The sequence below is a fragment of the Nguyenibacter vanlangensis genome, assembly GCF_038719015.1.
In the GTDB taxonomy this organism is placed as follows: Bacteria; Pseudomonadota; Alphaproteobacteria; order Acetobacterales; family Acetobacteraceae; genus Gluconacetobacter; species Gluconacetobacter vanlangensis.
In genome coordinates, this window is sequence record NZ_CP152276.1 from 3209662 (window position 1) to 3223933 (window position 14272).

Below are 14272 nucleotides of genomic sequence, written 5' to 3' on the forward strand. Positions count from 1 at the left end.
ATATCCGCCCGGCCCATCCTCCATCCCCGGTGGGCCGCCATTTTTTCTGACGGAGATCCCGTTCCATGTCTGCCGAGAGCGAATCCCTCAACGACCAGATCAAGCAGTCGGTGGCGCTGCTGAGGAGGCATCTTTGACTGGGATGTCGCCCTGGGCCGCCTGGCCGAACTGAACAACCGGGCGGAGGATCCGGATCTGTGGAACGATCCGGACGCCGCCCAGAAGCTGATGCGCGAGCGCACGCTGCTGGCCGGCCAGGTCGAAGGCGTGCAGCGGCTGGAAGCCGACGTCCGCGACGCGCTGGACCTGGTCGAGCTGGCCGAGATGGAAGGCGATGACGGCGTCCTGAAGGACGCGGTGCTGATGCTGCGCGCCCTGGCGGAGGAAGCCAAGCGGCGCGAGACCGAGAGCCTGCTGTCCGGCGAGGCCGACGGCAATGACTGCTATCTGGAAGTCAATGCCGGCGCCGGCGGGACCGAGGCCCAGGACTGGGCCGAGATGCTGCTGCGCATGTATACCCGCTGGGCCGAGCAGCATGGCTACAAGGTCACGCTGATGGAAAGTTCCGAAGGCGAGCAGGCGGGATTGAAATCGGCGACGATCCAGGTCTCGGGGCCCAATGCCTATGGCTGGCTGAAGACCGAGGCCGGGGTGCATCGCCTGGTGCGGATCTCGCCCTTCGACGCGGCGGCGCGGCGTCAGACCTCGTTCGCGTCGGTCTGGGTCTATCCGGTGGTCGATGATTCGATCGAGATCGAGATCAACGAGTCCGACCTGAAGGTCGACACGTTCCGGGCCTCGGGCGCCGGCGGCCAGCACGTCAACAAGACGGAATCGGCCATCCGCATCACCCACGTCCCGACCGGCATCGTCGTCGCCTGCCAGACCGACCGGTCGCAGCACCGCAACCGCGCGACCGCGATGACGATGCTGAAGGCCCGGCTGTACGAACAGGAACTGCAGCGGCGCGAGGCCGCCGCCGCCCAGACCGAGGCCGCGAAGACCGATATCGGCTGGGGCCACCAGATCCGCTCCTACGTCCTGGCGCCGTACCAGTTGGTCAAGGACCTGCGGACCAATGTCGAGCGCGGCAATCCCGATGCCGTGCTCGACGGCGACCTGGACGATTTCATGGCGGCCGCCCTGGCCGCCCGGGTCGGCGCCACGCGCTCCGAGGCCAGCGCGGCCGCCCAGTAGCCGGTTATTGCCTGGCCGGCAGGGTACAGGGCGGGGACGGCCAAGGCCGTCCCCGCCTTTTTTATGCCTTTTTCACGCTTCCGTTTCGGCGCCGGCCATTTTGCATTTATTGCGCGACCGCACCTTGAACGGATCGATATCGATCCGAAACCACCCCTTTCGTTTTTATTTGATCACGGGTGATCGCGGGCGATCGCGGGTTCGTGGCCCGCCGAACGGGCGGCGCAATCCGGCGGACCGTCCGGCGGCCGAAACAAGCGACGGCGCAAAAAATGGCAGATTCTTGGCTGCATTCTCAAAAAACGCGAGTTTTTAGCCGTTTGTGACATGTTGTTAATGTGGGCAATTTTTAGGCCAATGATGACAAATTGCTCGATTCAAATTCGATAAATATCTTGCTTGACATCAGGGGGTGCCAATAGCCCAATTCAAGGGCTTGGAGGCATTTCGGTGCCTCTCCAGCCAGGTCGTAACGCAGGGGACGATGGTCTCCGATGCGGCTTTCGTGTGTCCGAAATGTGTCGGCGGTCCGCGCCGCGGCACATGTTCCGGGTTCGTCCCGGGGCCGGTCCCGGTGCCGTTTCAGTGGTCCTGACTTGTTGTGGTGTCGAGTGCCGAAACCGGCGCGGAGAGTTTTGAGGAGGTTTCGACATGAACTACGCGGAACAACAACGCAGTCCGACGAAACATATCATCGGGATCACTGTCGTTGTTCTCCTGCACGTGGTTCTGATCTGGGCGTTGATGAACGGTCTTGGGCAGAAAATCGTCCAGGAGCTGCGTCCGCCTATCCAGACCAAGATTATCACCGAGCCCAAGCCGCCGCCGCCGCCTCCGCCGCCGCCCCCGCCGCCGGTGATGACGCAGCCGCCGCCGCCGTACATCCCGCCGCCGAAGATCCAGATCCAGCCGCCGCCGCAGCAGGTGATCCGCCAGGTGACGCATACGCCGCCGCCGAAGCCGGTTCCGCCGTCGCCGCCCGTGCCGCCGGCGCCGAGCGCGCCCGTGGGGCCGCCGGTTCCCGATCACCTGGCGGGCGCGCGTCCGGTCAACAACGTCAAGCTCGAATATCCCGAGGACATGCTCGAGGAAAATCGTGAGGGCCGCGTGACCGTGGTGTGCGACGTGGAACCGTCGGGCGAAACCACCAACTGCGCCGTGACCAGCGTGCAGGGTGGCCAGGCCTTCGCCCAGGCGGCGCTCGATTACGTCCGCCGCGCCAGGTATCAGCCCGCGGTGAAGAATGGCGTTCCCATCAAGGAATTCCACCACCCGTACACGATCACCTTCAGGCTCAGCAACGACGACTGAAGTCCACCAAGTTCACCCGAGTTACCGGGGTCCGCCCGACCGATCAGCAGGGCGGCCCCGTGGTTCCGGAAACCGGGCCATCTACCACAGAGGATTTGGAGTACATGACCAGACTGCACCGTGTTCCTGTCGTTGCCGCGTCGGCCCTCGCAGCCGTTCTGAGCGTCTCGTCGCCCGTGATTGCGGTCGCCCAGGATGCACAGTCCGCCGCTCCGGCCGCCGCTCCCGCTCCTGACGCGTCGGCGCCGGCCGCCGCCGCGCCGGCCGCAACCCCGGCCCCGGCCGACGCTTCGGCGCCCGCGCCCGCCGCTCCGGCCACGCCCGACGCCGCCGCCCCGGCTGCCGCCGCTCCGGCCCCCGACGCCTCGGCTCCGGCGCCCGCCGCTCCGGCGACCCCGCCGGTCGAAGCCGCCGCGCCCAAGCCGGCCGGCAACCCCTACGGCCTGGATGCGCTGTGGCGCAACGGCGACATCATCGCGCGCGGCGTCCTGCTGATCATGGTCGGCATGTCGCTGGGCACGTGGTACATCATGGTCACGAAGTTCTTCGAGCAGGCGCGCATGTTCTCGGCCGCCAAGGAAGCGGCGAAGACCTTCTGGACCAAGTCCTCGATCCAGGAAGGCGCCGCGGCGCTGAAGCCCTCCTCGCCGTTCCGCTACATCGCCGACACCGGCATCGTCGCCGCCGAGCACCACGAAGGCACGATGCAGGAATCGATCGACCTGCACAGCTGGACCTCGATGTCGATCCAGCGCGCGGTCGACACCATCCAGACCCGCCTGCAGGGCGGCCTGGCGTTCCTCGGCACCGTCGGCTCGACCTCGCCGTTCGTCGGCCTGTTCGGCACCGTGTGGGGTATCTATCACGCCCTGACCGCCATCGGCATCGCCGGCCAGGCGTCGATCGACAAGGTCGCCGGCCCGGTCGGTGAATCGCTGATCATGACCGCGATCGGTCTGGGCACCGCCGTTCCGGCCGTGCTGGGCTACAACCTGCTGGTCCGCCGCAACAAGGGCGCGATGGACAAGGTCCGCAATTTCGCGGCCGACCTGCAGTCCATCCTGCTCGGCGGCTTCCGCCACGGCGTCTCCCCGGACATCACGGTCCGTCCCGACAGCTCGCCGACCACCACCACCACCTCCAACCGGGTTGCCTGAACATGGCGATGCAAGTCGGAGGCGGCGGCGATGAAGACGAGGTGGTGTCCGCCATCAACACCACTCCGCTTGTCGACGTCATGCTGGTGCTGCTGATCATCTTCCTGATCACCATCCCAGTCGCAACACATACGATCAAGGTCACCCTGCCGCGGGACGCCAACCAGCCCACGCAGACCAAGCCCGGAAACGTGGTGCTGGCCGTGACCGAGAACGGACAGGTCTACTGGAACGAGGTCGCGATCAAAAGTCGCGCCGACCTTCTGGACCGGCTGGAGAAGATTGCGGTGCTGAAGCCGCAGCCTCAGATCCAGATCCGCGGCGATGCCAAGTCCCGGTACGAATCCGTCGGGCGGGTGATCGCGACCTGTCAGGAGGCCGGGATCTATCACGTGGACTTCATTACCGAGCAACCGCACTCGGATTGAGGCAACAGGACACCCGGCGCCGTCCAGGCGGCGCCGGGCCCTCCGGGAGATCCCACATCAGGGCCTCGGTGCCGCCATCCCGCCGCCGATCCGCGATCGGTCCGGACGGCAGGTTCGTTGACCCGCGCTTTTTAGAGAGTACATCGCCATGGCCATGAGTGTCGGCACCGAAGGCACTACCGAAGACGAAGGCATTGTCGATATCAACACGACGCCGCTGATCGACGTCATGTTGGTGCTGCTGATCATGCTGATCATCACCATTCCGCTGCAGACGCATTCGGTCGCGCTGGACCTGCCGCAGGGCAATCCGCCGCCTTCGACCGAAGTGCCGAAGGTCGTGACGCTGGCGATCGATTTCGATAACAGCATCAGCTGGAACGGCGAGCCGATCACGGACGAAGCGTCGCTGCAGGCCCACATCACGTCCGCCGCCGCCATGCCCGACCAGCCCGAGATGCATATCCATCCGAACCGCCTGGCCGACTACAAGACCGTGGCGCACGTCCTTGCGGATTGCCAGAGGCTTGGCATCACCAAGCTGGGTATCGTAGGTCAGGATCAGTTCATGGAAGGACAATGAGCTGATGTCGTCATGTCTGTTCCGCGCCGGCCGTCTCGCCGGCGCGATCGTTGCATTTTCCGCTTCGGCAGCCCTTGTCCAGCCCGCCTCGGCGGCAGATACGCTGAGCATGAAGGTCGGCAAGCCGTTGCAGCAGGCGCAGACCGCGCTGGCCGCGCATAATTATGCCAAGGCCATGAGCGCGGTCGACGCCGCGGCGGCGGTGCCGGGCAAGAGCGAGTACGAAGACTATACCATCACCCAGATGCGTGCCGCCGTCGCGGCGCAGTCGGGCAACGTGGCCGCGGCGACCGCCGCCTATGACAAGCTGATCGCGTCCGGCCGCACGCCCAAGGACGCCAAGCTGCAGATGATGATGGCCGAGGCCACCATGGCCTATACCGCGAAGGACTACCCCCGCGCGGTCGCCAGCATCGAGCGCTACCTGAAGGCGGCCGGCAGCAATCCGGCGATGGAAACGCTGCTGATCCAGTCCTATTACCTGCAGCGCGACTATGCCAACGCGGCGCGCGTGCAGCAGGCGCAGATCGCCGAGGAGATCAAGGCCGGCAAGGCCCCCGCCGAATCCCAGTTGCAGTTGCTGGCCGCATGCCAGACGCAGCAGAAGGACCTGACCGGCCTGAACGACACCTATGTCCAACTGGTGTCCTATTATCCCAAGCCCGAATATTGGGCGCTGATCCTGCATGGCCTGATGGTCGACCCGAAAGTGTCGCCCGCGCTGCAGCTCGATGTCTATCGCATCCGCCAGGCGGCGGGCGTGCTGACGGCCCCGGCCGACTACATGGACATGACCGAATTGGCGATGCAGGCCGGCCTGCCGCAGCTTGCGCTGGACCTGATGAATGCCGGCTATGCCGGCGGCGTGCTGGGCAAGGATGCCGGCGCGGCGCGCGAGGCCAGGCTGAAGGCCATGGTCGTAAAGGCCGTGTCCGACCGCAAGGCGGCGATCGCGGCGGACGAAGCCGCCGCGCAGCAGGCGCCGACCGGCAATTCCCTGCTGACCGTCGGGTATAATTACGTGACGTTCGGCCAGGCCGACAAGGGACTGGCCATCATGCGCCAGGGTCTGGCGAAGGGGCCGCTGGACCCGAACATCGCCAGGCTGCATTACGGCCTGGCCCAGATGGCGGCCGGTCGCAACGCGGACGCCGTCGCCACGCTCAAGACGGTGGGCGGCGACAACGGCGCGCGCGCCATCGCGCAATTGTGGGTCCTGAAACTGTCGGCGCATCACTGACCGCTTTCACGCCGATCCTCATGCATGGATCCGCATGCGCTGATCTGTTGCCGGCACAGCCGGGCGGTGTCCTCCGCCCGGCTTTGTCTTTGGAGGATGGTTTTCGTCGCATCGGCTTGTACGGTATCCTGTAGGCCGCATAATCAAGCGGCCCAGTCCGCGTTCCAAAGGCCCGATCTCTCCCGTGACGATGCCCCAGACCTATTCCGACGCCGATCTGCCCGCCCGTATCCTGGTCGTCGAGGACGATCCAGGCATGCGTACCCTGCTCGTGCGTGTGCTGCAGGGGGACGGCTACCGGGTGCGGGGCGTACAGGACGGGCGCGAGATGTGGGCGGCCCTGGCCGCGTCGCCGGCCGACCTGATCGTGCTGGACGTCATGCTGCCGGGCAGCAACGGGCTCGATTTGTGCCGGTCGCTGCGCAGCGGCGGCATGGGCATGGGCAGCGCGGGCGCCGAAGCGGCCGGACAGGTGGACCGGCAGACGCCCATCATCATGGTCTCGGCGCGGGGTGAGGAACTGGATCGCGTGCTGGGGCTGGAACTCGGGGCCGACGATTATGTGGCCAAGCCCTTCGGCCAGAAGGAATTGCTGGCGCGCGTGCGCGCAGTGCTGCGACGCGGCGTGGCGCCGCCCAGCCCGGGCGGGACGCCTCGGCGCGAGGTCCTGAAATTCGACGGCTGGACGCTGGATCTGCGGCGGCGGGAACTGACCGATCCGTCCGGCGCGGTGGTCGAGATCTCCGGTGCGGAACATGACCTGCTGGTCAGTTTCCTGGACAATCCGCAGCGGGTGATCGGCCGCGACCGGCTGCTGGAACTGTCGCGCACCCGGCTGGGCGACGTCTCGGACCGCAGCGTCGACGTGCTGGTCAGCCGCCTGCGCCGCAAGCTGGGCAGCGAGTCCGAAACCCTGATCCGCACCGTGCGGGGCATGGGCTACATCTTCACCGCGCCGGTGGAACGCCACTGACCGTCATGGCGGCGCCGCAGAACGGGCCGGCATCACCCGGGGCGCGGCGGATCACGCTGTGGCCGCGCGGGCTGGTCGGCCGCGTCACCTTCGTGCTGCTGGCGGCGGTGGCGCTGGTGTTCGTCGGCAGTTCGGTCTTCTACGAGGCGGCCGAGACCTACACGGTCGACGACACGCAGCTCGAACTGATCGGCGAACGCCTGACGATCGACGCCCGCGTCCTGCTGGCCTCGCCGGTCTCGCAGCGTCCCATCCTGGCGGCCATGCTCTCGACCGGGGATCTGACGCTGGACTGGCGGACCCCGGGCACGGACAAGCCGACGCGCGCCGAACCCCAGGTGCTGCGCAGCCTGCATGACCGGCTGGCGGCGCGGCACGAAATCCTGCGCGGCGCGGCGCTGACCCTGTCGCCGACGACGATCGGCAGCGCGGACATCCGCGGGATCCTCCGCCTGCCGGACGGCAGCCGGATCGGCTTCGTGGCGCCCGACATCCTGCAACCCCACCATATGACGCGCGGTCTCGCCTCGGCGGCGATCCTGGCGGGCGCGGTGCTGCTGGCGGCGGCCATGCTGGTCCATACGCTCAGCATGCCGCTGCGCGCGCTGGCCGACGTCGCGGACGGGGTGGGATCGGGCCAATGGATCCCGGTCGAGGAAAAGGGCCCGCGCGAAGTGCGCCACCTGGCCCGGGCGATCAACGCCATGCAGGACCGGATCCGCCGCCTGATCGCCGACCGGACCGAGGCCCTGGCCGCGGTGTCGCACGATCTGCGCACGCCGCTGGCCCGGCTGCGGCTGCGGGCCGGGTTCCTGGACGATCAGGAGGCGCAGCGCGCGATCGAGGGCGACGTGGCCGAGATGGAGGCGATGGTCGGCGGCGTGCTGGCCTACCTGTCCGGCGAAAACGACCCCGAGGCGCCGCGCGTCGTCGACCTGGCGTCGATCCTGGCCACGCTGGCCGACGATGCCGCCGACCAGGGACGTGACGTGACCTATGACGGTCCGGCGCAATGGCAGGCGCGGCTGCGCCCCCTGGCGATGAAGCGGGTGTTCGGCAATCTGATCGACAATGCCGTCAATTATGGCGGCCGGGCGCGGATCGGCCTGTCGGTGCAGCCAGATGGGCTGCGGATCCGCGTCGATGACGACGGGCCCGGCCTGCCCGAGGCCGAACTGACGCGGGTGCTGACCCCGTTCTACCGGGTCGAGGGCTCACGCTCGCGCGCGACGGGCGGGCTGGGGCTCGGACTGGCGATCGTCAGCCGCGAGGTCGCGCGAGAGGGCGGCCGCCTCGTGCTGTCCAACCGGAAGGAAGGCGGGCTGCGGGCGGAAATCCTGCTGCCGCGCGCCGCTCAGGGCGTGGGCAGGACGGGGCGGTCGGCCATCGACAGGTGAAGCGACGGCTGGTTGGTGTTCAGCCAGATCCCGTGCGGCGAGCGGCCGGTGCGGATGGTCTCCGTGATCGTCCCGGCGACCGGGTCGATGATCGCGACATGCTGCCGCCAGCGCAGGGTGGCCCACATCTTGCCGTCCGGTGCGAAGACGATGTCGTCCGGGCCGCCCGGCACGCGATAGGACTGCACGACGTTCAGCGTGTTCCAGTCCAGCCGCTCGATGATTCCCGACACGCGGCAGGTGACGTAGAGCTGCTTGTGGTCGGGCGAGATGAACAGGTTGTGCGGCCCCGGCGCCATCTCGATCTTGCGGTCCAGGTGCCCGGTCGCCGGATCGACGACGGCGACATAGTCGGTGCCCATGACCCCCACCAGGATCTGGTCGTTGTGCCACAGCACGCCGGCGGGGGTGGACCCGACATCGGTGGTCCACAGCACCTTGCCCGTCGCGGTCTCGATGGCCGTCAGCTTGCCGCTGTCCTGCAGGCTGACATAGACGACCGAGGAATCAGGCGCGTAATTCATATGGCTGGGCATGGCATCGACATGGATGCGGTGCAGAAGCTGGAAATCCGACGCGTCGTAGATGTCGACCTGGTTGCGGGCCAGCCCGGCGACGGTGAAGAATTTTCCGTCCGGGCTGAATTGCAGTTGGTACGGGTCGGCGATGGGGATGGATTTCACCCGCGCGCCGGTCTGCGCATCCAGAAAGAACAGCATGTTGCCCGACGTGTCGCCGACCAGCAGATATTTGCCGTCGGGGGTGGGCGCCGTGTGGTGCGGTTCGCGCAGGACGGGAATGCGCCGGATTTCCTGGTGCGTGTCGATGTCGTATTCGCTGACCGACGCATCCGCCGAATTCAGGACGAAGGCCAGGCGCTCGGCGTGTGCGCCGGCGGACAGCAGCGTCATCGACGCGCAGGCCGCCACCAGCCATCCGGCGGCACGGGCGTGGCGGAGCGAACGGCAAAGCGGGGCGAACGTCATCTGGTATCGAAGCCTCGGACTGACTATGCGTAAGGGCGCCCCGGCCGGATGGCGAATCCCCGGGGATCATGGTTCACGGACCGGGCTCCATGCAAGGCCAGAGCCGCACGGTGCCTGTCAATGAATTTTCAGGAAGATTCCGCGTTCCGGCCATGACGTCGCGCAAGCGCGCATTGCCATTTCGTCATCTTCGCGGCGGACAACGGCAGTCAACACGGGGCCGAACCGGCCCGCCATGCGATCGGGGCTTGTTTTGGCGGCCATCTTGGCACATCTGGAAGCGAACAGGATTTGCACAGTCCGTTTTCGCCGGCGGCTTTGTCCGCCGTCTTCCATCCGCCTGCATGGCCCCCTGCCGGACGATCGCCCCCATGTTCATCGAGACCGAAGACACCCCCAATCCCGCGACGCTGAAATTCCTGCCGGGCCGCACCATCGTGCCCGGCCGGGCCACCGCGGAATTCGTCAGTCCGGACGCCGTCGGCGGCCGTTCGAAGCTGGCCGATGCGCTGTTCGGCCAGCCGGGCGTCGCCAGGGTCTTTCTGGGCGGCGATTTCGTGGCGGTGACCAAGGACGACGCGGCCGACTGGTCGGCGCTGAAGCCGCAGATCCTGGCCGTGCTGGTCGATTTCTTCGTGTCCGGCATGACGGCGATCGAGGCCGACGCCGCGGTCGAGGAAGAGCGCATCGCGCCCGAGGACGAAGACATCGTCAAGCAGATCAAGGAACTGCTGGATACGCGGGTGCGGCCCGCAGTGGCCGGCGACGGCGGCGATATCGTGTTCCGCGGCTACCGCGACGGGGTGGTGCGCCTGACGATGCAGGGCGCGTGTTCGGGTTGCCCGTCCTCGCGCGCCACGCTGAAGCACGGGGTCGAGAACATGCTGCGGCATTACGTCCCCGAAGTGATCGCGGTCGAGCAGGTGGACGCCTGAACGGGAGCACCGACGAGATGGTTCTGGACGAGTCCGGACTGGACCTGCTGTTCCGGTCGGCCCGCACGGCCGAGCGCTGGCGCGACGAGCCGGTCTCCGACGAGACGCTGCGCAGCGTGTACGACCTGGTCCGCCTGGGTCCGACCTCGGGTAATTGCTCGCCGGCGCGCTTCGTGTTCCTGCGCACGCCCGACAATCGCGAACGCCTGCGCCCCGCTTTGTCGGCCGGCAATGTGGACAAGGTGCTGTCCGCGCCCGTCACCGTGATCGTGGCGCATGATCCGCTGTTTTTCGACCGGCTGGCCTACCTGAATCCCGAACCGGGCCTGCGCGCCTGGTTCGCCGCCGATGTCGGCCTGGCCGAGGAAACGGCGTTCCGCAACGGCACCCTGCAGGGCGGGTACCTGATCCTGGCCGCGCGCGCGCTGGGGCTGGACGTGCTGCCGATCTCGGGGTTCGACGCCTATGCGATCGAGGACGCGTTCCTGGCCGGACAGGGCTGGCGGGCCAATTTCCTGGTCTGCCTGGGTTATGCGGACGGCGAGCCGGAGCGGCCGCGCGCGCCGCGCCTGGCCTTCGACGACGCCTGCCTGATGCTCTGACCGCCGGACCGGCATGACGATGCGGATCCTTGTGCTGAACGGCGCGCCCGGCGGGCCGGGGGCGGCCGCGCTGCTGGGCTGCGTGACGCGGGACGGCGGCGGCGGCGATGGTGGCGGCCCGCGCGGGGCCGTCACCCGTACGTTGGCCACGCGCGTCCTGCCCGGGCGGGGCGGGGCGGAATCCATGCCCGCCGCCTGTACCGCCCTGCTGGCGGAATGCGGCTGGCGGCCTGGCGATCTGGACCTGATCGCCGCGGTGATCGGCCCGGGCTCGTTCACCGGGCTGCGGGCCGCGCTGGCGCTGGCGCACGGCCTGGCGCTGGGGGCGGGGTGCGACCTGGTGGGGGTGACGTCCGGCGAGGCCATGGCGCCCGACCTGCGGCAGGAGGCCGGGGCGGATCGCGCGGCGCTGTGCCTGTCGGTGGCGCGGCGCGGCCGGATCTTCGTCGAGCAGGACGGCGCGGTCCGGGCTCACGCGGTCGCGGACTACGCCCTGCCGCCGGGCCGGCTGCTGCTGGCGGGCGACGCGGCCGCCGACATCCTGGCCGCGCGGGGGGACGGGCGATCCGACATCGCCCTGTCGCGCCTGACGGTGCCGGACAGCGGGATGATCGCCCGGGCGGCGCTGGCGCGGCGCGAATCCGGCCTGCCGGCACGGGACGTGCTGCCGCTTTACGTCGATCCGCCCGAGGCCAGACTGCCGGCCGCCGGGCTGCGTCCGGCACCGTGCTAGGCAACGGACCGGAATCAGGACCAGGGCCTGGATCGGGGCCAGGGCCGGAGCCGGTCACCATCCGCGCGGCCGGCCCCTTCAGCGGCCCCCTGCTGGCCGGACTGCACGCGGACGCCTTTCCCCCCGCCGAACGCTGGGACGCGCCGGCGATGGAGACGCTGCTGTCCATGCCGGGGGTGGTGGCCGGGCTGGGGTGGCACCGGGCGGCACCCGTGCCGCGCGGCTTCATCATGGGGCGCGTCGTGGCGGACGAGGCCGAGATCCTGACCCTCGCGGTGGCGGGCGACGCCCGGCGGCAGGGGCTGGGGCGCGCCCTGCTGGCCTGGCTGGCGGATCAGGCGGTGCAGCGGGGGGTAGCACGGCTGTTCCTCGAGGTCTCGGCGGCCAATCCGGCGGCGCAGGCGCTGTACCGGGGCGCCGGCTTCGCCGAAATCGGGCGGCGGCGCGCCTATTATCCGGACGGGTCGGACGCCCTGGTCCTGTCGCGCGCGCCCGTGCCGCATCCGGCGTTCAGCCCGCCTTGACGATCAGGATCTCATGGATGCCGGCGTCCGGTCCGTCCTGCCCGGTTCCGGTCTCGCCGGCAACGGCGTGGCCGAGCTGACGCGCGCTCCGCGTCACGTTGTCCAGCGGCACCGCGCCGCGCAGCCGCACCCGCAGCCGCCCGCCCGCCGGCAGCCGGTCCAGTGCCAGGCGGGTCCGGACGAACGTCATCGGACAGGTCTCGCCGGTAATATCGAGGATGGCGGTTTCACTATCGGTCACGGATCACTCCCGGCAGTTCATCTTATTGTTGGGCGTAGTTGCGGCGCGGGCCCGTTCAATTATATAGGGACCCGATTGTTTGACTGACGGGATATGGGTATGGCCCAGGAAATGAACAAAGGCGGCTTGCGGGATCTGACGGCGCAAATCGCGGCGGCCTATGTCTCGGGCAACGGCGTCGAAGCGGCCTCTCTGCCCGATCTGATCCAGAAGATCTATGCCACTCTCGACGGGCTGGGCCGCGCCGTGGCCGAGCCCGAGCGGCCGGTTCCGGCCGTGCCGCCGAAGAAATCCGTCTTCCCCGACTACATTATCTGCCTGGAAGACGGCAAGAAACTGAAAATGTTGAAGCGCCATCTGAAAACCGCCTATAACCTGACCCCGGACGAGTATCGGGAGCGGTGGGGCCTGCCGCACGACTACCCGATGGTGGCGCCGAACTATGCCAGCCATCGTTCGTCCCTTGCGCGGAAAATCGGACTGGGCACCAAGCGCGAGGATTGAGAGGGACGCAAGGTGGCGGCACGGGCCCTATCGAGGGGGAGGCGGTAGCTTCGTTGGACCAGATGTCTGATGTTCGGACAAGGCCGTCGACATGGTAGCGGCCGGCGACGCCATGGAGTCGCGGATCGGGCGGATGTGTGTCGAGCGGGGTCTGAAGATGACCGGACAGCGCCGGGTCATCGCCCGCGTCCTGTCCGAGGCCGAGGACCATCCCGACGTCGAGGAACTCTATCGCCGCGCCGTCGGCCTGGATGCGCGGATTTCGGTCGCCACCGTCTATCGCACCGTCCGCCTGCTGGAAGAGAAGGGCATCCTCGAGCGCCGCGATTTCGGCGGCGGCCGGGCGCGTTACGAAGCCACCGAGGAAGGCGACCATTATCACCTGATCGATGTGGACACCGGCAAGGTCGTCGAGTTCGAGGATACGGAACATGCAGCGCTGATGAAACGTATCGCCGATCGCCTGGGTTTCGACCTGGTCTCCCACCGGCTGGAATTGTTCGCCCGCCGAAAGCCGGCCGCTGCCGCGCTGGACGGGCCGGCCGTGCCGCGCCCCGCCGCGAAGCAGCCCGCAGCGAAGCAGAAGGATGGATCGTCACGGTGAGTATCGAGCAACCCGTCCGGTCCCTGTCGACCCTGGAGCTTGAACGCAACGGGTTCCCCGAATTGCGGGCGGGCAATCTCGGCGTGCGCATCGCCGCCAACGAGGCCGAGCGCGATGCCGCGCAGGCGCTGCGCTACCGCGTGTTCTACGACGAAATGGGCGCGCGCCCCGACGAACGGACCCTGCGCACGCGCCGCGACGTCGATGAATTCGACAATGTCGCGGACCATCTGCTGGTGATCGACCACGCGGTCTCCTCGGGCGCCAAGGGCGTGGTCGGGACCTACCGGCTGATGCAGGGCGAAAACGCGCAGAAAATCGGCCGGTTCTACAGTTCGGGCGAATATGACCTGTCGCCCCTGACCGAATTTCCCGGCCGGCTGCTCGAGGTCGGGCGATCCTGCGTCGATCCGAATTATCGCGGCCGCGCGGCGATGCAGTTGCTGTGGCGGGGCATCGCCTCGTACATCTTCCTGCACCGGATCGATGTCCTGTTCGGCTGCGCCAGCCTGCCGGGCATCGATCCCGGGCCGCTGAGCGACGAACTGACCTATCTGTACCATAACCACCTGGCGCCTCCGGCCCTGCGCCTGCGCGCGCTGCCGCACCGGCGGGTGGAGATGCTGCGCACCGACCCCAATACCCTGGACCACCGGCGCTGCCTGGCGCGGCTGCCGCCGCTGATCAAGGGCTATCTGCGGCTGGGGGGCTATGTCGGCGACGGCGCGGTGGTCGACGACCAGTTCAACACCACCGACGTCGCGGTGATCGTCAAGAGCGAACTGCTGGCGGACAAATATTACCGCCATTACGAACGACGCCTGCGTGACGCTCTCGATTAGGGCGATCGAGGATGC

17 protein-coding genes are annotated in these 14272 nt (G+C 68.0%); 15 read left to right on the forward strand and 2 right to left on the reverse strand.

Annotation, left to right across the window (positions count from 1 at the left end; translation table 11 throughout):
* Positions 1-65: 65 nt before the first annotated feature.
* From prfB to AAC691_RS15010, 8 genes are all read left to right on the forward strand, one after another.
* A protein-coding gene (prfB, locus tag AAC691_RS14975) for a peptide chain release factor 2 (RefSeq protein WP_176640893.1) occupies positions 66-1197 on the forward strand; the annotation gives its coding sequence in 2 pieces (ribosomal slippage) (positions 66-134 and positions 136-1197; 1131 coding nt in all).
* Between the two features lie 651 nt (positions 1198-1848).
* On the forward strand, positions 1849-2508 hold the full coding sequence (locus AAC691_RS14980) for an energy transducer TonB (RefSeq protein WP_323989192.1): 660 nt from the start codon (positions 1849-1851) through the stop codon (positions 2506-2508).
* 104 nt (positions 2509-2612) lie between these two features.
* Positions 2613-3665, forward strand: coding sequence for a MotA/TolQ/ExbB proton channel family protein (locus AAC691_RS14985; RefSeq protein WP_342627478.1), 1053 nt, complete (start codon positions 2613-2615; stop codon positions 3663-3665).
* A 2-nt stretch (positions 3666-3667) separates the two neighbouring features.
* Positions 3668-4093 (forward strand): biopolymer transporter ExbD, encoded by a 426-nt coding sequence (locus AAC691_RS14990; protein ID WP_323989190.1) that lies wholly within the window; start codon positions 3668-3670, stop codon positions 4091-4093.
* 148 nt (positions 4094-4241) lie between these two features.
* Entirely contained in the window at positions 4242-4676 is a 435-nt protein-coding gene (locus tag AAC691_RS14995) for a biopolymer transporter ExbD (protein WP_176640582.1), read from the forward strand.
* 4 nt (positions 4677-4680) lie between these two features.
* Positions 4681-5916 (forward strand): tetratricopeptide repeat protein, encoded by a 1236-nt coding sequence (locus AAC691_RS15000; protein ID WP_342627479.1) that lies wholly within the window; start codon positions 4681-4683, stop codon positions 5914-5916.
* A 190-nt stretch (positions 5917-6106) separates the two neighbouring features.
* Positions 6107-6889, forward strand: a complete 783-nt coding sequence (locus tag AAC691_RS15005) for a response regulator transcription factor (protein WP_342630237.1) — start codon at positions 6107-6109, stop codon at positions 6887-6889.
* A gap of 5 nt (positions 6890-6894) precedes the next feature.
* A complete protein-coding gene (locus AAC691_RS15010) occupies positions 6895-8286 on the forward strand; it encodes an ATP-binding protein (protein ID WP_342627480.1) in 1392 nt (463 codons plus the stop codon).
* Here the strand turns inward: AAC691_RS15010 and AAC691_RS15015 are convergent.
* Complete coding sequence (locus AAC691_RS15015) at positions 8244-9272, reverse strand: YncE family protein (protein WP_176640886.1); 1029 nt, start codon at positions 9270-9272, stop codon at positions 8244-8246. The two genes, AAC691_RS15010 and AAC691_RS15015, sit on opposite strands and share 43 nt — an antisense overlap.
* Positions 9273-9643: 371 nt before the next feature.
* On the opposite strand from AAC691_RS15015, the gene AAC691_RS15020 reads away from it, so the two are divergent.
* The 4 genes from AAC691_RS15020 to rimI are packed head-to-tail and all read left to right on the forward strand — an operon-like array spanning position 9644 to position 12066.
* Positions 9644-10207 carry a NifU family protein gene (locus AAC691_RS15020; protein WP_323989185.1) on the forward strand — a complete coding sequence of 188 codons (564 nt, stop codon included), beginning with the start codon at positions 9644-9646 and terminating at the stop codon, positions 10205-10207.
* 17 nt (positions 10208-10224) lie between these two features.
* On the forward strand, positions 10225-10809 hold the full coding sequence (locus tag AAC691_RS15025) for a malonic semialdehyde reductase (RefSeq protein WP_342627481.1): 585 nt from the start codon (positions 10225-10227) through the stop codon (positions 10807-10809).
* A gap of 13 nt (positions 10810-10822) precedes the next feature.
* Entirely contained in the window at positions 10823-11542 is a 720-nt protein-coding gene (tsaB, locus tag AAC691_RS15030) for a tRNA (adenosine(37)-N6)-threonylcarbamoyltransferase complex dimerization subunit type 1 TsaB (protein WP_342627482.1), read from the forward strand.
* A complete protein-coding gene (gene rimI / locus AAC691_RS15035) occupies positions 11536-12066 on the forward strand; it encodes a ribosomal protein S18-alanine N-acetyltransferase (protein ID WP_408906001.1) in 531 nt (176 codons plus the stop codon). The genes tsaB and rimI overlap by 7 nt, the downstream gene beginning before the upstream one ends.
* Here rimI and AAC691_RS15040 read toward each other — a convergent pair.
* Entirely contained in the window at positions 12053-12307 is a 255-nt protein-coding gene (locus AAC691_RS15040) for a sulfurtransferase TusA family protein (protein ID WP_323989182.1), read from the reverse strand. The genes rimI and AAC691_RS15040 overlap by 14 nt on opposite strands.
* A 99-nt stretch (positions 12308-12406) precedes the next feature.
* Here AAC691_RS15040 and AAC691_RS15045 point away from each other — a divergent pair, with 99 nt between their 5' ends.
* From AAC691_RS15045 to AAC691_RS15055, 3 genes are all read left to right on the forward strand, one after another.
* A complete protein-coding gene (locus tag AAC691_RS15045; protein ID WP_176641116.1) occupies positions 12407-12811 on the forward strand; it encodes a MucR family transcriptional regulator in 405 nt (134 codons plus the stop codon).
* Between the two features lie 91 nt (positions 12812-12902).
* Positions 12903-13415: a Fur family transcriptional regulator gene (locus AAC691_RS15050; protein WP_408906002.1), complete on the forward strand. Its 513-nt coding sequence runs from the start codon at positions 12903-12905 to the stop codon at positions 13413-13415.
* On the forward strand, positions 13412-14257 hold the full coding sequence (locus tag AAC691_RS15055) for a GNAT family N-acetyltransferase (RefSeq protein ID WP_176641115.1): 846 nt from the start codon (positions 13412-13414) through the stop codon (positions 14255-14257). The genes AAC691_RS15050 and AAC691_RS15055 overlap by 4 nt, the downstream gene beginning before the upstream one ends.
* Positions 14258-14272 lie beyond the last annotated feature (15 nt).